Below are 17,785 nucleotides of genomic sequence, written 5' to 3'. Positions count from 1 at the left end.
GCTTACATTTCCTCGGGGGCGGAAACGCCCAGCAGGCTCAGGCCGTTGCGTAGTACTTGCTGCACCGCGACTGACAGTGCCAGTCGTGCATCGCGCAGGGCGGTGTCTTCGCCGAGCATTTTGTGGGCGTTGTAATAGCTGTGGAAGTCACCGGCCAATTCGCGCAAGTAGTGGGCGAGGCTGTGCGGCTCGAATTGTTCCGCGGCGCTGGCAAGCACCTCGGGGTAGCGTGCCAGCTTCACCAGCAGGGCTTTTTCCACGTCTTTGTCGAGCAGGGTGAGTTGGGCAAGGCCCGCCTCCTGCGTCCACTGTTGGCCGTCTTGCTCCAGCTTGCGCAGGATACTGGCCACGCGAGCGTGGGCGTATTGAATGTAGTAAACCGGGTTGTCCTTGCTTTCTGACTTGGCCAGCTCCAGGTCAAAGTCGGTGGCCTGGTCGGCTTTGCGCATAATGTAAAAGAAGCGCGCGGCGTCATTGCCGACATCTTCACGCAACTCGCGCAGGGTCACGAAAGAACCGGAGCGGGTAGACATTTGCACCTGCTGGTCGCCGCGAAACAGCGAGACAAACTGCACTAGTCGTACCACCAGTCGCTCGGGGTCGATGTCCAGCGCTTGCAGTGCGGCCTTCACGCGGGCGATGTAGCCGTGGTGGTCGGCGCCCCAAATGTTGATCACGCGATCAAAGCCGCGCTCAAACTTGTTCAGGTGGTAGGCGATGTCGGAGGCGAAGTAGGTGGTCTGGCCATTGTCGCGTTTTACCACGCGGTCTTTGTCGTCACCAAAACGGGTGGACAAAAACCACAGTGCGCCGTCGCGCTCTTCGATGTAGCCGTTTTCTTGCAGGCGGGCGATAGCGCGGCTGACTTGGTCGGGGTCGGCAGTCAGGCTGCGCTCGGAAAACCACTCTTGATAGTGCACGCCGAACTCGCCGAGGTCTTCGCGAATATCGCCCAATATGGCGTTCAGGCCTTTGTCGAAGACAATGCGGTAGTCGTCGCCGAGTAGGGTTTTGGCGCGATTGATCAGATCGTCAATGTGCTTCTCTTTGTCGCCGCCTGCAGGTTCATCAGCGCATACGCCGTCGAAAACGTCCGACGCGCTGCGCATTAACTGGTCGCCGTGGCTGGCGTGCAGCTCGCGGCCGTAGTCGGCAATGTAGTCACCTTGGTAGCCATTGCTGGGGAAGGTGAGGGTTTCACCGCAGGCTTGCAGGTAGCGCAGCCATACGCTGGTACCGAGTATGTCCATCTGGCGGCCGGCATCGTTCACGTAGTATTCGCGCTGCACGTCGTAGCCTGCGGCAGCGAGCATATCGGCAACACTGGCGCCATAGGCGGCGCCGCGACCGTGGCCAACGTGCAGTGGTCCGGTGGGGTTGGCGGACACAAACTCTACCTGGATGCGCTGGTTTTTCGCGTCGCCGCGACCGAATTGCTCGCCCTTGGCAAAGATGTCTTTGATCACGCGGAAGTTAGCGGCTTCATTCATGAAGAAGTTGATAAAGCCGGGGCCGGCGATTTCCGCTTTTACCACGTCGTCGCTGGCGGGCAGGGCGTCGACAATTTGCTGGGCAATGGCGCGGGGATTACTGCGCAGTGGTTTGGCCAGCATCATTGCCACGTTGCAGGCGAGGTCGCCGTGGGCCTTGTCTTTGCAGCGCTCAAGTTGAATCGACGGCTGAAGATCTTCGGGCCATTCGGCAGTGCTGCGCAGGGTTGTTAGCGCCTGATCAATCAACGTGGCGACGATATCTTTCATGTCGAATTCGAACTCTCTTGAATATGGGGAATTTTGGGGCCGCGTATTATCGCTGTTTCAGGCGCCGGCCGCCACTATCAGAACATTTCGATGGGGTCGACGTCGACCGACCAGCGCAATTGACCGCGCCTACTGAGGGATTCTGCCACATTACAGGCCGCTGCCAACTGCTGATGCAAGGTGCGACGCTCGCTGGCTTGCAGGATAAGAGAGGCACGAAAGCGGCCCGCGCGGCGGGCCATAGGCGCGGGCAGAGGCCCGAGAAGTTGCCAGCCGGGTGCGGGCGGCTGCAGGGAGTTGCGCAGCTGCTGCAAAAACTGCTCGGCATCGTGCAGCTGCGGTGCATCGCAGCGAATCACCGCGCTGAAGGTGTAAGGCGGCAGGTCGAGCAGGCGGCGCTCGGCCAGCTGTGCGGCAGCAAAGTCGCGATAGCCGTGTTGACTCAGGCTCTGTAAGGCGGGATGGGCAGGGCAGTGAGTTTGCAGTAAAACTTCGCCGGGCCGGTCTGCGCGTCCGGCGCGCCCGGCGACCTGCAGCAGAAGTTGGGCGCTGTTTTCGGTGGCGCGGTAGTCGGCGCTGAACAGACCGGCGTCCATATCGACGATACCGACCAGTGTCACGGCGGGGAAGTGGTGGCCCTTGGCGAGCATTTGGGTGCCGACCAAAATGCAGGGTTCACCTTTATTCACCTCTTTAACGAGCTCAGCCATGCTGTCGCGCCCGGCGGTGGTGTCGCGGTCGATTCTCAGCACCGGGGCGTCAAAGTGTTGGTTTAAAAACATTTCCAGGCGCTCGGTGCCGGGGCCATCGTAGATCCACTGGCTGTTGCCACAGTCCGGGCAACTGGCTGGCATGGCGCGAATAGCATCGCAGTGATGGCAGCGCAATTGGCGGCGTTTGTAGTGAACGGTCATGCGCGCGTCGCAGGCGTGGCAGTCGGCAATCCAGCCGCAGCAATGGCATTGCAAGGTGGGGGCAAAACCGCGGCGGTTGAGAAACAGCAGGCTTTGATTGCCGGCACGGAGATTACTGCTGATGGCGTTGAGCAGGGTGTCACTCAAGCCGTGCTGCAAGGCGTGCTGGCGAATATCGAGCAGCCGTATTGGCGCCTCGCAGGCGTTGCCGGCGCGCTGGCGCAAGCGCAACACCTGATAGCGACCCAGGTCTGCGTTATGCAGGCTGTCGAAGCTGGGGGTGGCGCTGCCGAGAATAACCGGGCACTGGCTATCGGCTGCGCGTTTTACGGCAATGTCGCGGGCAGAATAGCGCCAGCCATCTTGCTGTTTATAGGAGCTGTCGTGCTCTTCGTCGACGATAACCAGGCCCAGGCGTGGCAGGTCGGCAAATACGGCTGAACGCGTACCCAGAATAATGTCGGCGCGGCCGTCGCGGGCGGCTTGCCAGTTGTGCCAGCGTTGCCGCTCGCTTAAGCCGGAGTGCAGGCTGCGTACGCGACCGGGAAAGCGCTGTTCGAAGCGGCGCAGCGTCTGCGGGGTGAGGCCAATTTCGGGCACCAGTACCAAGGCTTGTTTGCCGTTGGCCAGTGCGTGGGCGATGGCTTGCAGATACACCTCGGTTTTGCCGCTGCCGGTAATGCCGTCGAGTAAAAAGCGGGCGAATTGGCCGTCGCTATCGATAATTTGTTGCAGGGCGTCGGCTTGCTCGCTGTTGAGCGTAGGCCCCTGCTCGGCGGGGGCGGGTTTGCTGGACGGTTCGCCTTCTTCAATAAGTGCATGCTGCTGCAAGGCGCGCACAATGCTGGCGCTAAAACCGAGGGCAGTGATGTCTGCGCGCGATAACGGGCCGTTTTCCAATAGGGCGTTGAACAGCGCGCGCTGCTGGTGGGCACGCGGAGAGAGTGTGGCGATATCAGCATTTGGACGGAGCTGCCACGCTGCGGTGTTTTCTGCCGTCGGTGGTGTGTTGCGTCGCAGCGCCAAGGGCAGCATTTGGTGCAGGCAGTCGCCAATGGGGTGGTGGTAGTAGTGTGCGGCCCATTTTCCCAGCCCTAACAGGGCCGTGGATAAACTCGGGTCGTCGTCAAGCACCGCGATCACGGCTTTCAATTTGCTGGCATCGACGTCGGTGTTGTCGGCGGGGCCGAGCACAACGGCAATGACTTCTCGCCGCCCGAAAGGCACTTTTACCCGCGTGCCAGGCTGTATTTCTCGCTGCAACGACGCCGGCCACAGGTAGTCGAAACTGCGTCTAAGGGGGCAGGGGATGGCGATGGAAGCGAGGGTGTCGGCCATGGTGAGGGCTTGCGCAAAACCGCCAGTGTATAAGAATCTGTAGCTGGTTGAGAGCATAATTCGCGTTGGCGCTTGTCAGTGCTTGCTTATATGTCCAGTTCTGCTAAGATGCGCGGCCTAATTTTCGGTGGTTTTTTGTTCAGTTGGTTGGTGCAAATCCCTGCTCTTCCCAGCTTCCACTGAGCGCATCAGCCCAGCGCGGTGCCCGGCAAGAGATCGGGTGGCGGCGTCCAAAGAGGATCTAATGATGAAAGCGGATATCCATCCAAAGTACGAAGATGTTAGCGTTACTTGCAGCTGCGGTAACCAGTTCCAAACCCGCTCAACCCTGGCGGAAGACCTGCACGTAGACGTATGTTCTGCCTGCCACCCTTTCTACACTGGTAAGCAGAAAATGCTGGATACCGGCGGCCGTGTTGATCGCTTCCGCAAGCGTTTCGGCAGCCGCGGTGGTGTTAAAAGCTAAGTTGCTTGCATTTGCGCCACGGAGTTTGGCGTTGATGATCGCGAGAATGCCCGGGCGCCAGCGCTTGGGCATTTTTTTTAGTGAGTCGCGGGGCGCTACTATGCCTGCAGGCTTGCTTTGAAACCCGCTGATAGCGGGGCGCTGAGCCACGGTGTGGCTTGTGAGTGAAGGCAGTTTTCTATATGCTTTCACGCCTTTATGAACGCACCTGACCACCTTTACGCGTTCGCCCTTCTGGAATGCACAAACCGAGAGCATGACAATGTCCAAAGATGTTAAGCAGGCGGCTCTGGATTACCACTCGATCCCCTCGCCAGGCAAAATTGGTATCAGCCTGACCAAGCCCGCCGAAACACAATACGATCTTTCGCTGGCCTACAGCCCGGGCGTGGCTGAGCCGGTGCGCGAGATCGCCAAGGACCCGCTCAACGCATACAAGTACACCAGCAAGGGTAATCTGGTCGCGGTTATCTCCAATGGCAGCGCAATTCTTGGTTTGGGTGATTTGGGCCCTGCCGCCAGCAAGCCGGTAATGGAAGGCAAGGCGCTATTGTTCAAGCGTTTTGCCGATATCGACTCCATTGATATCGAGGTGGACGCGGAAGACTCTCAGGCCTTCATTGATACGGTGCGCCGTATTGCCGATACGTTTGGCGGCATCAATCTGGAAGATATTAAAGCGCCTGAGTGCTTTGAGATTGAACGGATTCTGATTGAGCAGTGCAATATTCCAGTCTTTCACGACGATCAGCACGGCACTGCCATCGTGACGGCTGCGGGCATGCTGAACGCGCTGGAGATTCAGGGCAAATCCATCGAGAGTGCGCGCATCGTTTGCCTGGGCGCAGGCTCGGCGGCCATTGCCTGTATGCGCTTGCTGATCAGCCTGGGTGCGAAATACGAAAACCTGTTTATGATCGACCGCCGCGGCGTGATCACGCCGGGTCGTGAAGGCTTAAACGAATATAAAGAAGAGTTTGCCAACGGCGCCGGTCCCAAAACCTTGGTTGAGGCGATTGACGGTGCCGATGTGTTTGTCGGTCTGTCTGGTGCCAACCTGTTGAGCGAAGACATGCTGCGCAGTATGGCTGCCAAGCCGATCGTATTCGCTTGCTCAAACCCTGACCCAGAGATTTCACCAGAGCTGGCGATGAGCGTGCGCGACGACTTGATTATGGCTACCGGGCGTTCTGATTATCCCAATCAGGTTAATAACGTTTTGGGTTTCCCATTTATCTTCCGCGGTGCCTTGGATGTGCGTGCCACGGAGATTAATGAAGCGATGAAGGTGGCCGCGGTTCACGCCATTCGTGAGTTGGCTAAGGAAGAAGTGCCACAAGTGGTGGTTGATGCTTGCCAATGTGGTGAGCTGAGCTTTGGCTCGAATTATATTATTCCCAAGCCGGTGGATCGGCGCTTGCTGGGTTCGGTCGCAGCGGCGGTGGCTCGCGCGGCCGTCGACAGTGGTGTTGCTCTGCTGCCCTACCCAGATCACTACCCGCTGAGCTAATCAGCTTATGTTAGAGCCGCGCATTGCGCGGCTTTTTTATGCCCATAAAGCGCTACTATCAACTCGGGGTGGCAGGCGTCGGAGCCGTCATGGCTGTCTGTAAGTTGTTCTTACTGAATGCTCCAGTGGGCTGGGCGCCCGACAGGTTTGCATTTCTTTATGTAGATGCTGTGCGCACCAAGGCCTTGTTCCTGCACAGTGTATATATGATAATGCTTATCATTAGCCTTCTGCTGTGGAATCCCTAATGTCACGTTTCTTCTCTGCCCGCGCCGCTGTGCTGCAGGGCGTCGCGCTTGTTATCGCCAGCCCTGTCGTTATGGCGCAGGACTCAGAACCGACGTCTAGCCAACCGAAGCTCGAGGAGATTCTGGTCACGGGTGACCCAATGCAGCGCAGCAGCCTGGATACTGTTGGCAGTGTCAGTATTGTTTCTGCCGACACTATCGATGCCATGAATGTGCGCGATCTCTACGATTTGCTATTGCGAAGCCCAAATTTGAATGCCGCAAGGGAGGATAAATTCTCTGTCCGCGGTATCTCCAATGAGGGTATTGGCCCGGGTGGTACAGGGCGGCCGACGGTCAGTGTCTTTATTGATGGCGCTCGCCAGCCTGGCCGGGGTGTGGGAAATACCTGGGACGTAAAACAGGTGGAATTTTATCGCGGCCCCCAATCCACGGCTTTTGGCCCCGGTTCGCTGGCGGGGGCGGTCGTGATCCAGAGTGAGTCGCCATCCAGTGAGACCTATTCGGGCAAGCTTAAGGTAGGGGCATCGAATTACCGTGGTCGTGAAGCCGGTGTCGCGGTGGGCGGCCCAATAGTGGGTGACCTGGCATTTCGCTACGCTGCTGAAACCAATCAAACCGACGGTGAGGTGACCAATATCACCTTGGATGATGATAAGTGGCAGGCGCGCAAACGCTATATGCAGCGCTTCAAACTGGGCTGGGCTGGCAGCGATTGGTATTCCTTCGAGTTCACTCTGCAGGACAGTAAGTTACGCGAGGGCAACGAATACCAGTCGCCGGACTTGGCGCGCAAAGGACAGGCCAGCGATGACGTTGATGGCTTTTATGATGACAATAGCACGCTGGCCGTGCTCACCCAGCATGTGGATATTAATGCCGCGCTTCGCCTCAGCCTGATTGTGAGCGGCAGCAACAACGATAATATTCGCAAGGGCGACTACGATATTTCGGCTGAGGATGGTGGCTTTTTCATCAATTCCGTCGAAGCTGAAAACCGAGCGGTTGAGCTGCGTTTGCGATACGCCGGTGACACCCTGAAGGGCGTTGTTGGCGCCTATCTCGCCAAAGATGAATTACAGGGAAACTCGACAAGTGTCGACCTGCCCTATGAGCTCGGTGCGGGAACCCGGGCGCGAGCTGATGCGGACCTGATCGCTGAGCGGGAAGCTGACACTCAAGCCATTTATGCCGAGGCTGACTGGGACTTTGCGTACGACTGGACGCTGACGCTGGGCGTGCGCTACGAAGAAAATGACGCGGACAGTCGTAGTGCGTTTATTGTTAAGGGGGCTCGCCCCGTCGACCCGATTACCGGCACCACGCTGCCCGGTGACCTCAGCCCGCTTTTAAAGCCGTTGTTGGACAGTGATGCACAGGCGCCAAGCAGCGACTCCGTGTTTTTGCCAAAGGTGGCGCTGAGCTACGATCTCAATGACGCCGTGACCGCCTTTGTTGCTGCCAGCCAGGGGTATCGCGCTGGTTCGGTAGACTTTGTCAGCGATGGCGAGTCGCCCAGTTATGGCCCCGAGTACACCAATAATTATGACCTTGGGGTGAAGTGGCGAGGTGCGCGGTGGCAGGCGCAGCTGACGGCCTTTCGTATCGACTATCGCGATATGCAGATTGGTGTGCGTGTAGATGCGGCGAATTTCCGCACTGACAATGCCGGTGAGGCGCAGTCTGAAGGCGTTGAGCTGGAATTCAGTGGTGAGCTGGGGCGTGGTTTCAGTCTGTTCGGCGGCGCGGGTTATGTGAGCACGGCGTTCACCGAATACGAAGATGATGGTGTCGATTTTGCGGGTAATCGTTTTCCCAATGCACCATTGCGAAATGCCAATATCGGCATCGCTTGGCAGCAGGGTGGCTATTTTGCCAATATTAATTGGGCGTACGCCGCTGACAGCTACACCGACCGTGAAAACACCGCCGGCTTGAAGGCCGATTCGCGGCGGCTCTTGGGCGCGCGGCTAGGCTATCGCGGAGAGCGCTATGGTATAGAGCTCTTCGGTGAGAATTTAACCGATGAATTTTATATTACCGACCGCTTTAATAGTCCGTCGTTAGGTATTGATGCCCTGTATGTCGGCGATCCGCGTGAATATGGAGTGAGACTGAGTTACCAGTTCTAATGGGGAAGCAGTCGCGGCGCATGGAGGCTGACCAAAAGCGAAATCCTTCTAGGTACAACTCGCGAGCCGATCAGCGCATGACTTTCGGGTATCATATTCGTGAAAACTTCCGTTTCGAGCTTTCTATGCTCGGAGCATGCTGCCTGTAAACTCGGTTTAAAAAGAGGGTGTTTAAATGAACATTGAGCGTCGCCAAACACAGTCTCCGATCCCTCATAATCTTGAAGAGTTACTTTCCGAGCTACAATTGCTGGCTATTCGTCGCGTTGAAGAATTTGGCGGCGGTCTGTGGTTTGTGCGCAGGCCCTTGTTTCAAGATGTTGTGCCAGTAGTAAACTGCTCGTTAAACCACGGTGCTGAGACGGCTGTCGTGGAATTGGATGGGTCCTTGAATACCAGTCACGGTCTGTTCATTCGTCCGGATTGATCACTGTTTTATAAAATAAAAAAGCGCGGCTTAAGCCGCGCAAATCTCGTACGTCTGGAGGACGAACAAGTACAACTTACATTGCCAGTTCCGCAGTAATGAACGGGATGGGTGGCAACAATGTGATTTGTGGATTCAGCAAGGTTCCGCCTTCAGTAAAGTAGGCGGGTGCAGAGGCTGGGTCGTCGGCCATTACACCTACCACCGGAATCAGCGTGAATACCAAATCTGGCCCCAGGGTGTCCTGAAAGCCCGCTAATGACTGCGGATCAGCCGCGATTGCGGTACCAAAGTCCTGCAGGGCAACGACAATGCTCTCGATCTTTGCGGGGCTAAGGTAATCAACAAAGCCTTGGAGCTGGGGTGGGATGCCACCGCTACCGCTACCGCCACCGTCCATGCCGGGGATAGGCAGAGCGTCCAGGCCAGGAATACTTGGCGCGCCGCCGCCACCAAGACCAGCTAAGGCATCAAACAACGGGGCTAAGGCATCCAGTCCGGGTGCGCCACCGCTACCGCCACCGTCCATGCCGGGAATCGGCAGCGCGTCCAGGCCAGGAATGCTTGGCGCGCCGCCACCACCGAGGCCCGCGAGGGCATCAAACAACGGGGCTAAGGCATCCAGTCCGGGTGCGCCACCGCTACCGCCACCGTCCATGCCGGGGATAGGCAGAGCGTCCAGGCCAGGAATGCTTGGCGCGCCGCCACCACCAAGGCCAGCGAGGGCATCAAACAACGGTGCTAAAGCGTCCAGTCCGGGTGCGCCGCCACTACCGCCGTCCATGCCGGGGATAGGCAGAGCATCTAAGCCAGGAATGCTTGGCGCGCCGCCGCCACCAAGACCAGCGAGGGCATCAAACAACGGTGCTAAGGCGTCCAGTCCGGGTGCGCCACCGCTACCACCACCCATGCCGGGAACAGGCAGAGCATCCAGGCCGGGCAGGCTTGGTGCGCCGCCGCCACCGAGGCCTGCTAGGGCGTCAAACAACGGTGCTAAGGCGTCCAGTCCGGGTGCGCCGCCACTACCGCCGTCCATGCCGGGAATCGGCAGAGCATCAAGGCCGGGCAGGCTTGGCGCGCCGCCGCCACCGAGACCTGCTAGGGCATCAAACAACGGTGCTAAGGCGTCCAGCCCGGGTGCGCCGCCATTACCGCCGTCCATGCCGGGAATCGGCAGAGCATCAAGGCCGGGCAGGCTTGGCGCGCCGCCGCCACCGAGACCTGCTAGGGCATCAAACAACGGTGCTAAGGCGTCCAGCCCGGGTGCGCCGCCATTACCGCCGTCCATGCCGGGAATCGGCAGAGCATCAAGGCCGGGCAGGCTTGGCGCGCCGCCACCGCCAAGACCGGCGAGGGCATCAAATAAGGGTGACAGGGCGTCTAAACCCGGGGCGCTGCCGAGAGCGTCGAGCCCGGGGAGACCGCCGTCAGGTAAGCCGTCGAGCCCTGGCAGTCCGCCGCTACCCAGTGAATCTAAGGGGAGGGCGCTAAGGCCGGGAATGCTGCCCAGCAGGCCAGTCAATGCGTCCAGTGGCAGAGGAGCAGTTTGCGCGTGTCCCGCGCTAGAAGCCGCGAGCGCAACGCTCAGGGCCAGAGTGTTTTTCATCTTTTTAATTGGCATGAGAAGTCTCCCTTCATCCTTAATTATTACTTTGAGCGGAGCGAGATCACGACACCGCCTGTCAGCGAGATACCGCTAGGTGTCGCCCCAGAAATATCACGGACAGCGTTTGTTGCGTCTTAGTTGTGATTTGAACAGGGGGTACTACGAATGTACCTAAGTATTTACCCCTATTTTGATCTGGGTGTTGAGTGAGTCACATCTTCAATAAGCGATGGTGTTCTTGATCAAGCGCATGTTTTGCTGGCGGGGAGCTGTGTTTGAATGGTTGCCTGGAAAGGAGAACGCCGATGCAAGCACTTCCCCATTTGTACACAGTTAGTGGTCGCGCCGAGTCGGCTTCCGACGTTAGCTTGAGTGCGGCAGGGCTGGAAAATCTGCTATCGGCACCGCCCGCTGAATTTGGCGGCCCGGGTGACAAGTGGTCGCCGGAAACGCTGATACTGGCATCGATGGCCGACTGTTTTATTTTAACTTTCAAGGCGGTGGCCCGGGCCTCTCACCTTGAGTGGTTGAGTCTGTCCTGTGAGGTCGATGGCACCTTGGAGAAGAGCGACGGAGCTGTCCGTTTTACGCGTTTTGTTACCCGCGCTCGCCTGCAAATACCCGAGGGTGTCAGCGTGGAGGTGGCTGAGCGCCTGCTGCATAAATCTGAGAAAGCCTGCTTAATTGCTAACTCTGTCAGCGGCGAGAAAGTGTTGGAGGCAGCCGTCAGCGTGGCGACATAGTTTCTGCCATCGCGGTGTTGTGCACCTCAGCAGGACGTCGGCAGGCTGAGCGGTTATGCTTGGGCAGTAATAATGTTGATGAGACTGCCAATGAAAATACCAGCTGTAATGTTGTGCGCATGCCTGTTCGCTATGCCGGGTTATGCGCAATCTGCTGATGAGAAACACGCACTTGTTGATAGCTTGCTTGAGCTGACTGGCCAGTCGGTGCCGACCATTGCCAGCCAATTTTCCCGCCTGTTTAACGACAGTCTGACCCGTCAGTTACGGGCCAGTTACCCGAATTTACCCGCAGCGGCGAACAGTGTGGTTAAAGAAGAGGTTGATGCGGTGATTTACAGCCGGCTCATTGCCAGCGATGCCTATGCCAATGCAATGCGCGAGATTTACACTGAGGCATTGACCGGGCCCCAGCTCCGTGAGCTATTGACGTTTTACCGTAGCGACCTGGGAAAAACGCTGCTGCGGGTCACGCCGGCAATCAATGCGCGCAGCAGTCAACTGGGGCGAGAGTACGGTGAGCGCTTGTCTGCGGAGATTCGTCGTCGCGTTAGTCAGCGGCTAGAGAAAGAAGAGCTCCTCTAACCATTCGCGCTAGGGGTTAATGCGAATACAACGGCCGCTAATTTGCCCGCAACCTAAAAGATCCGTTGTAAGTAGTGAAGGTGGCATGCGACGGGCGTCCTTTAATGGTGATGTTGGCATGGAACGGTCGCATGAATTCCTGAAAATGACCCTCGATACGATGACCGAGCATATCGCCGTCATCGACGAGAGTGGTTTGATCCTTTATGTGAACAGCCGCTGGCGGCAGTTTGCAGAGAAAAACGCCTGCGGCGCACCCCGTGAATGGATGGGGCAGAACTACTTGTCGGTGTGCGACCGCTCGGCGGCATCGGGAGACGAGCTGGCTGGGCGCGCGGCGGCAGGCATTCGCGATTTAATCGGCAGTCAGCGCAACCATTTTTATCTGGAGTACCCCTGCGACAATCCCGATCAGTCGCGCTGGTTCATGATGCGCGTCACGCGTTTTTCTCTCTGTGATGTCAGCTATTTTGTCATTTCCCATCAAGATATTACCGAGAGGAAGCAAGCCGAAGAGCTGGCAAGCAAGCTCGCCCGCTCAGATGGGTTAACGGGCGTGGCGAATCGACGGTGTTTTGACGAGTTTTTTCGCAATGAGTGGCGGCGCTGCGCCCGCCTTGGGCTGCCTGTTAGCTTGGCAATTATTGATATCGACTATTTCAAACTGGTCAACGACACCTATGGTCACCAGTCCGGGGATGATTGTCTCAGGCAGGTAGGGCAGTTGTTGGGTCAGTTTGCAAAGCGCTCCACAGACATCTGCGCCCGCTACGGTGGCGAGGAGTTTGCGCTAGTGATGGGCAATACCTCCATTGAGCAAGCGCGGGAGCTTCTTGAGCCGTTGAATGCCGCGATCAAACAGCTTGCCCTGCCAAACCGAGCGTCGCCAATAGCGCCGGTGCTTACCGCCAGTGTGGGCTTGGCCTGCTTGGCTCCCACGCCTGACAGTAGCGAGGACGCTCTACTGGCACTGGCTGATGCGCAACTCTACGCCGCGAAGTCCGCTGGACGCAACCAGCTTGCGGCTGCGAGTTGAGGTTTACCTAGTGATGCCTTACATATCTAAGTATTACCCCAGATGGCTGTCCCTGCTATAACAGCTACTCTATGGCGCAAATTTTTCTATAAGGATTGTTGTTATGAAGGGATTCGCTCCTTTTATCTGTTTGGGTGTTTTGTCGTCTCCAGCGTTGGCGAATGAGCAAGGCCCTGTCGTCTATGTGGGCGCAATCTATTCTCACATACTCTACGAAGCTGGTGATTTTGACGGTGATCTAGCCGCCTATGGGGCATTGTTGGGGTTCCCTGTTAACGAGCACTTCGCGATTGAGCTACGGTATTTGGTCGGTGAAGAGGGAGAGACCACGAATGTAGGAAGCGGCATTGACGTTAATCATATGCTGGGTGCTTACCTTCGTGCCGGCATGCCACTTTCAGATCGTCTCTACCCTTATGCGTTGCTCGGTAGAAGTAAGTTTGAGCTGAATGGCGGTGCTCCAGGAGATGGTGGCAACAGTGGCTTGAGTTATGGCCTAGGCCTGCAAGTTTCTTTTACTGAGTCGCCTGCGCTCCTCAATATCGAGTATGCGAGCTTGTTAGATAGGGATGAATATGCGTTGGAAGGCCTCACAGTAAGCCTGCAGATGCAATACTAGCTATTTGGCCGGCGGCGCTCATAACGTTGCCGCCAATGCAGTGAGTTGTTCGCGTAGCCATCGGTGCCCCGCGTCGGCATTGGCGCTGCGGTGCCAGTAGAGTGTCATGTCGAGTGTGGGGGTAAGCGCAGGCAAGGGGTGCAGCGCTAAACCGAGTAAGTCGGCGTAGCGCTCACCCAGCTGCTGGGGAAGGGTGAGGAGCAGCGACGATGCAGCCACAACATGGCAGGCTGCATGGTAGCTCTGACCGCGTACCTGCACCTGACGTTTGAAGCCCTGCTGCTGTAACTGTATATCCTCAAAAAGCGCTCCTTCCCGCCGCCCGGAAACACCGATATGCCGCGCCTGCAGGTAACCTTCCATGGTGAGAGCTTGCGCGGCTAGTGGATGGTCGGCACGCATCAGTACGCAGAGCGGCTCGCTGCGCAAGGGGCGCTGCTCAATACTGCTGTCGACAGGCTGGGGAACATCCACCGCCAATGACAGCTCCCCAAGGGCGAGGTGGCGGCTGAGTTGATCCCGGCGCAGCCGCCGACTGTGTATAGAAAGCCCGGGCGCACTTGCTGACAGCTGCTTGATCAGTGGCGGCAGCAGCAGGAATTCCATGGTGTCGCCCAGACCCAATACAAAGCGTCGCTGTGAGGCGCTTGGCTCAAAATGCTGCCCGCGGTGCACACTGTCTTGCAACAAACTCAGCGCAGATTGGATGTCGTCGGCGATGGTGTCAGCGACCGGGGTTGGCGCGATGCTGCGGCCACGCCTGATGAACAGGGGGTCGTCGAAATGCTCGCGCAGGCGCGACAGGGCGTTGCTCACCGCCGGTTGGCTTAGGTGTAGGTCGCGGGCGGCTTCCGTTAACGAGCCAGCGCGGTAGATCGCGTCAAAAACGCGAAACAGATTCAGGTCCATGGCGGTCACTCAATTCATTCATAATCAGAATAATAACTGATTTATAAAATAAATTAGACTGATGTTTTGAGTAGCCGTAATCTGGTTGGCTAAACCTGTAAGGAGCCGATCATGGATTTCAGTCTCAGCCCTCGTGCCCAGGACTTGCGCGACCAAGTTCGTCATTTCATTGACAACCATATTATGCCCGTTGAAGAGGCCGTACTGCCTGAGTTGCTGCTTAGCAAACACGGTGGTGACTGGGGGCAGTGGTCGGTGTTGCCGCAGGTGGAAGCGCTTAAGGAAAAAGCTCGCGAACTTGGCTTGTGGAATCTGTTTTTGCCCGATGCCGAGTTCGGTGCCGGCTTGTCGGTAAGCGAGTATGCGGTGCTCGCCGAGCAAATGGGGCGTTCGCATTTTGCGCCTGAAGTCTTTAACTGCAATGCGCCCGACACCGGCAATATGGAGGTGTTGTGGAAGTATGGCAGCGAGGCACAAAAAGCCCGCTGGCTTACCCCGTTGCTGAACGCTGAAATTCGGTCGGTGTTTTTTATGACCGAACCGGATGTTGCCTCTTCCGATGCCACCAATATGGAAGCCACCATAGCGGTAGACGGCGACGAGCTGGTGCTCAATGGTAAAAAATGGTGGTCGACAGGCGTGGGCGATCCGCGCTGTGAAGTCGGCGTATTCATGGGGCTGAGCAACCCGGATGCCGCGCGCCACAGTCGCCATTCCATGGTGTTGGTGCCGATGAATACCCCAGGGGTGACCATCAAACGTATGCTGCCGGTGTTTGGCGGCTTCGATGAGCCTATCGGTCACGGCGAGGTGTGGTTTGACAATGTGCGCGTGCCTAAAGACAACTTGATTTTGGGTTTGGGGCGCGGCTTTGAAATTGCTCAGGGCCGACTGGGGCCAGGGCGTATTCACCACTGTATGCGCGCCATTGGCGCCGCTGAGCGCGCCTTGGAGTTGATGATTAAGCGCGGTCAGTCGCGGCAGGCCTTTGGCAAGCCGCTGATTAAGTTGGGCGCCAACCCCGAACGCGTTGCCGACCTGAGAATTGCCATCGACCAAGCCCGACTACTCACACAATACGCCGCGTGGAAGATCGACCAAGTTGGCGCCATGGCGGCGCTCAGCGAAATTTCTGCGATCAAGGTGGTCGCGCCCAATGTGCTGCAAAATGTTGTGGATGAAGCCATTCAATTATATGGCGGAGCGGGCCTAAGCAATGACACGCCGCTGGCATCCATGTTTGCAATGGCAAGGGTGTTGCGCATTGCCGACGGGCCAGATGCGGTGCACCGCAATTTAATTGCCCGACTAGAATTTGCCAAATACAACACACCCTAATGCGAGGCGCAGAAATCACTATGACAAGCACGACAACGCAGGCTTTACGGGTTTTTATTACCGGTGGAGCATCGGGATTGGGGCGCGCCCTGGCAGAGCGCTACGCGAAGGCCGGCTATTGGGTGTGCATTGGCGACATCAACAGCGAGCGCGGTGAAGAGACCCTGCAAACGCTTCAGGCGGTCACCACTGCGCAGTATTTGCACTGTGATGTGCAGCGCGAGGAAGACTTGCAAGCGGCTGCAGATTGGCTCAGCCAGCATTGGTCCGGTGTGGATGTGGTCATCAACAATGCTGGGGTTGCCACGGCCGGTGCGATCGACCAGCAGAGCATGGAAGACTGGCAGTGGGTAATGGACATCAATGTGTTGGGTGTGGTGCGCGGTTGCAAGGTGTTCACGCCGCTGTTGCGTCAGCAGGGCGGTGGCCACCTGGTGAATGTGGCGTCGCTGGCAGGGGTGATTCATCCACCGAAAATGGCGTCCTACTGTGCAACCAAGGCGGCGGTGGTGGCGTTATCGGAAACGCTGACGCTGGAGCTGGATAGCGACAATATTGCCGTTTCAGTGGTGTGTCCGGCCTTCTTTCGAACCAACTTGGCAGAATCGCTGCGCGCCTCAGACCCGACCTCTACCGTATTAACCCAGAAGTTGGTTAACAAGGCGAAAGTAAGCGCCGACGAGATTGCCGAGAAGGTATTTCGAGGGGTGGAGGAAAAGCAGTTTAAGATTCTTACCCACGACGACAGCAAGCGTTTGGTGATGCTAAAACGCCTGCTGCCCTATCGCTGGTTTCGTAAAATTATGCTGAAAAATACTGCGGGCATGATGCGTAAGCGCTGATTACACCAGCGCGAGCAGTGCATTCACTGCCATGCCGAGCACGGCCAGGCTGCTTAGCGCAAAAATACTGAATCGCAGCATCACCACGTTGCTGGTGCTTTGCACGATACTGTGGACAATACGGCAAGCCACATAAAACCAGGCGAATGCCAGGTTAATGCCATCGCCCTGGCCCAGAACGGCCAGCACGATTGCCGTGGCATAAAAAATAGTTGGCTGCTCCATCAAGTGGTTGTAGTTGTCAGCCTTCCACTGAATGCGCTTGTCCATCATGGTTGCCAGCTCGGCGGTGCGTTCGCCAGTGCTGGGCGGCATGCGCGCTTTTCGCATTGCTGGAAGGCGTGACATGGCCATCCAGCTGAGCATAACCATGCTCCACAGCACCAGGATGATCACAGGCAGTAAAATGGGAGAGGCGTCCATAGTCTTTTCCTTTGTTGTGATTTTTATCGATGTAGCCGCTTTGGCCTGAAGCGAATATAACAATATCCATGTGAATAGAAATGAGATCAGGGGACGTTATGTTTAGAAAGAATGTATTGATTACCGGTGCCAGTTCAGGGCTGGGTGAAGGAATGGCGCGGGCCTTTGCCGCGAAAGGTTGTAATTTGGCGTTGTGCGCGCGACGGGTTGAAAACCTGGAGGCAATAAAAGCGGATATTGAGGCAAAGCACCCCGAGGTTAAGGTGCTAATTAAAGCCCTGGATGTCTGTGATTACGAGCAGGTGTTTACCGTGTTTAATGCCTTTCGCGATGAATTGGGCAGCCTCGATAGAGTGATTGTGAATGCGGGAATGGGCAAGGGCGCGTCGATGGGCACCGGGTACTTCCACGCCAACCTTCGCACCGCACAGACTAATTTTACGGGTGCTTTGGCGCAGTGCGAGGCGGCGATGACCATATTTCGCGAGCAAAATGCCGGACACTTGGTCACCATCTCTTCAATGAGTGCGCTGCGGGGCATGCCACGTGCCATCAATATTTACGCTGCTACCAAAGCGGGTTTGCGCACCATGACAGAGGGGCTGCGCGCCGATGTTATTGGTACGCCCATCAAGGTGAGCTGTATCCTTCCGGGCTTTATTCTCACGCCCATCAACGAAGACTTGAAAAAGGCGCCAATGCGGGTCGACCTGGAAACGGGTTGCAAGGCCTTGGTCAAGGCTATTGAGAAAGAGCCGGGCGAAGCGAAAGTGCCGGGGTGGCCCTGGGTGCCGATGGGTTGGTTAATGAAGGTGCTGCCGCTGAGTGTGGTTGCCAAAATGACCTGACGGCGCTTGCCTTGCTGGCGCCGTGCGGTTGAATGCGGTTG

Annotated in this window: 16 protein-coding genes; 11 read left to right on the top strand and 5 right to left on the bottom strand. The window is 57.2% G+C overall.

Going from position 1 to position 17,785, the window contains the following annotated elements:
• Nucleotides 1–2: 2 nt before the first annotated feature.
• Both argS and H573_RS0116110 read right to left on the bottom strand, forming a co-directional pair.
• The gene (argS, locus tag H573_RS0116115) at nucleotides 3–1,760 is read right to left on the bottom strand and encodes an arginine--tRNA ligase (RefSeq protein WP_027875166.1); all 1,758 of its coding nucleotides are present in this window, start codon (nucleotides 1,758–1,760) and stop codon (nucleotides 3–5) included.
• A 77-nt stretch (nucleotides 1,761–1,837) separates the two neighbouring features.
• Nucleotides 1,838–4,012, bottom strand: coding sequence for a primosomal protein N' (locus H573_RS0116110; RefSeq protein ID WP_027875165.1), 2,175 nt, complete (start codon nucleotides 4,010–4,012; stop codon nucleotides 1,838–1,840).
• Nucleotides 4,013–4,259: 247 nt separating this feature from the next.
• Between H573_RS0116110 and rpmE the strand changes: the two genes are divergently transcribed.
• The 4 genes from rpmE to H573_RS18645 all read left to right on the top strand — a co-directional run bounded on the left by rpmE (nucleotide 4,260) and on the right by H573_RS18645 (nucleotide 8,795).
• Nucleotides 4,260–4,478: a 50S ribosomal protein L31 gene (gene rpmE / locus H573_RS19440; RefSeq protein WP_084498123.1), complete on the top strand. Its 219-nt coding sequence runs from the start codon at nucleotides 4,260–4,262 to the stop codon at nucleotides 4,476–4,478.
• 262 nt (nucleotides 4,479–4,740) lie between these two features.
• Nucleotides 4,741–5,988 carry a malic enzyme-like NAD(P)-binding protein gene (locus tag H573_RS0116100; RefSeq protein WP_027875163.1) on the top strand — a complete coding sequence of 416 codons (1,248 nt, stop codon included), beginning with the start codon at nucleotides 4,741–4,743 and terminating at the stop codon, nucleotides 5,986–5,988.
• Between the two features lie 247 nt (nucleotides 5,989–6,235).
• A complete protein-coding gene (locus H573_RS0116090; RefSeq protein ID WP_027875161.1) occupies nucleotides 6,236–8,368 on the top strand; it encodes a TonB-dependent receptor in 2,133 nt (710 codons plus the stop codon).
• Between the two features lie 175 nt (nucleotides 8,369–8,543).
• On the top strand, nucleotides 8,544–8,795 hold the full coding sequence (locus H573_RS18645) for a hypothetical protein (RefSeq protein WP_051171386.1): 252 nt from the start codon (nucleotides 8,544–8,546) through the stop codon (nucleotides 8,793–8,795).
• 76 nt (nucleotides 8,796–8,871) lie between these two features.
• On the opposite strand, the gene H573_RS0116080 is transcribed toward H573_RS18645, so the two are convergent.
• Nucleotides 8,872–10,416 (bottom strand): hypothetical protein, encoded by a 1,545-nt coding sequence (locus H573_RS0116080; protein ID WP_027875160.1) that lies wholly within the window; start codon nucleotides 10,414–10,416, stop codon nucleotides 8,872–8,874.
• Nucleotides 10,417–10,706: 290 nt separating this feature from the next.
• On the opposite strand from H573_RS0116080, the gene H573_RS0116075 reads away from it, so the two are divergent.
• From H573_RS0116075 to H573_RS0116060, 4 genes are all read left to right on the top strand, one after another.
• Entirely contained in the window at nucleotides 10,707–11,144 is a 438-nt protein-coding gene (locus H573_RS0116075) for an OsmC family protein (protein WP_027875159.1), read from the top strand.
• A gap of 90 nt (nucleotides 11,145–11,234) precedes the next feature.
• Nucleotides 11,235–11,729, top strand: coding sequence for a DUF2059 domain-containing protein (locus tag H573_RS0116070; protein ID WP_161624284.1), 495 nt, complete (start codon nucleotides 11,235–11,237; stop codon nucleotides 11,727–11,729).
• Nucleotides 11,730–11,847: 118 nt separating this feature from the next.
• Nucleotides 11,848–12,765, top strand: coding sequence for a sensor domain-containing diguanylate cyclase (locus H573_RS0116065; protein ID WP_027875157.1), 918 nt, complete (start codon nucleotides 11,848–11,850; stop codon nucleotides 12,763–12,765).
• Between the two features lie 103 nt (nucleotides 12,766–12,868).
• Nucleotides 12,869–13,384, top strand: coding sequence for a porin family protein (locus tag H573_RS0116060; protein ID WP_027875156.1), 516 nt, complete (start codon nucleotides 12,869–12,871; stop codon nucleotides 13,382–13,384).
• An 18-nt stretch (nucleotides 13,385–13,402) separates the two neighbouring features.
• On the opposite strand, the gene H573_RS0116055 is transcribed toward H573_RS0116060, so the two are convergent.
• Complete coding sequence (locus H573_RS0116055; RefSeq protein WP_027875155.1) at nucleotides 13,403–14,293, bottom strand: LysR family transcriptional regulator; 891 nt, start codon at nucleotides 14,291–14,293, stop codon at nucleotides 13,403–13,405.
• A 111-nt stretch (nucleotides 14,294–14,404) separates the two neighbouring features.
• On the opposite strand from H573_RS0116055, the gene H573_RS0116050 reads away from it, so the two are divergent.
• Nucleotides 14,405–15,631 (top strand): acyl-CoA dehydrogenase family protein, encoded by a 1,227-nt coding sequence (locus H573_RS0116050; RefSeq protein ID WP_027875154.1) that lies wholly within the window; start codon nucleotides 14,405–14,407, stop codon nucleotides 15,629–15,631.
• 20 nt (nucleotides 15,632–15,651) lie between these two features.
• Nucleotides 15,652–16,473 carry an SDR family oxidoreductase gene (locus H573_RS0116045; RefSeq protein ID WP_036257065.1) on the top strand — a complete coding sequence of 274 codons (822 nt, stop codon included), beginning with the start codon at nucleotides 15,652–15,654 and terminating at the stop codon, nucleotides 16,471–16,473.
• On the opposite strand, the gene H573_RS0116040 is transcribed toward H573_RS0116045, so the two are convergent.
• Entirely contained in the window at nucleotides 16,474–16,896 is a 423-nt protein-coding gene (locus H573_RS0116040) for an MAPEG family protein (protein ID WP_027875152.1), read from the bottom strand.
• Nucleotides 16,897–16,994: 98 nt separating this feature from the next.
• On the opposite strand from H573_RS0116040, the gene H573_RS0116035 reads away from it, so the two are divergent.
• On the top strand, nucleotides 16,995–17,744 hold the full coding sequence (locus H573_RS0116035) for an SDR family oxidoreductase (protein WP_027875151.1): 750 nt from the start codon (nucleotides 16,995–16,997) through the stop codon (nucleotides 17,742–17,744).
• Nucleotides 17,745–17,785: the final 41 nt, after the last annotated feature.

Source organism: Neomelitea salexigens DSM 19753 (assembly GCF_000422345.1).
GTDB lineage: Bacteria > Pseudomonadota > Gammaproteobacteria > Pseudomonadales > Spongiibacteraceae > Spongiibacter > Spongiibacter marinus_A.
The sequence above is the reverse complement of the archived record's forward strand: the minus strand, read 5'-3'. Positions and strand labels throughout refer to the sequence as shown.

Coding starts and splice junctions, on each gene's coding strand:
- H573_RS0116110 (WP_027875165.1), bottom strand. CDS start 4,012: ATGGCCGACACCCTCGCTTCCATCGCCATCCCCTGCCCCCTTAGACGC.
- rpmE (WP_084498123.1), top strand. CDS start 4,260: ATGAAAGCGGATATCCATCCAAAGTACGAAGATGTTAGCGTTACTTGC.
- H573_RS0116100 (WP_027875163.1), top strand. CDS start 4,741: ATGTCCAAAGATGTTAAGCAGGCGGCTCTGGATTACCACTCGATCCCC.
- H573_RS0116070 (WP_161624284.1), top strand. CDS start 11,235: ATGAAAATACCAGCTGTAATGTTGTGCGCATGCCTGTTCGCTATGCCG.
- H573_RS0116045 (WP_036257065.1), top strand. CDS start 15,652: ATGACAAGCACGACAACGCAGGCTTTACGGGTTTTTATTACCGGTGGA.
- H573_RS0116050 (WP_027875154.1), top strand. CDS start 14,405: ATGGATTTCAGTCTCAGCCCTCGTGCCCAGGACTTGCGCGACCAAGTT.
- H573_RS0116055 (WP_027875155.1), bottom strand. CDS start 14,293: ATGGACCTGAATCTGTTTCGCGTTTTTGACGCGATCTACCGCGCTGGC.
- H573_RS0116080 (WP_027875160.1), bottom strand. CDS start 10,416: ATGCCAATTAAAAAGATGAAAAACACTCTGGCCCTGAGCGTTGCGCTC.
- argS (WP_027875166.1), bottom strand. CDS start 1,760: ATGAAAGATATCGTCGCCACGTTGATTGATCAGGCGCTAACAACCCTG.
- H573_RS0116065 (WP_027875157.1), top strand. CDS start 11,848: ATGGAACGGTCGCATGAATTCCTGAAAATGACCCTCGATACGATGACC.
- H573_RS0116035 (WP_027875151.1), top strand. CDS start 16,995: ATGTTTAGAAAGAATGTATTGATTACCGGTGCCAGTTCAGGGCTGGGT.
- H573_RS0116090 (WP_027875161.1), top strand. CDS start 6,236: ATGTCACGTTTCTTCTCTGCCCGCGCCGCTGTGCTGCAGGGCGTCGCG.
- H573_RS0116075 (WP_027875159.1), top strand. CDS start 10,707: ATGCAAGCACTTCCCCATTTGTACACAGTTAGTGGTCGCGCCGAGTCG.
- H573_RS0116040 (WP_027875152.1), bottom strand. CDS start 16,896: ATGGACGCCTCTCCCATTTTACTGCCTGTGATCATCCTGGTGCTGTGG.
- H573_RS0116060 (WP_027875156.1), top strand. CDS start 12,869: ATGAAGGGATTCGCTCCTTTTATCTGTTTGGGTGTTTTGTCGTCTCCA.
- H573_RS18645 (WP_051171386.1), top strand. CDS start 8,544: ATGAACATTGAGCGTCGCCAAACACAGTCTCCGATCCCTCATAATCTT.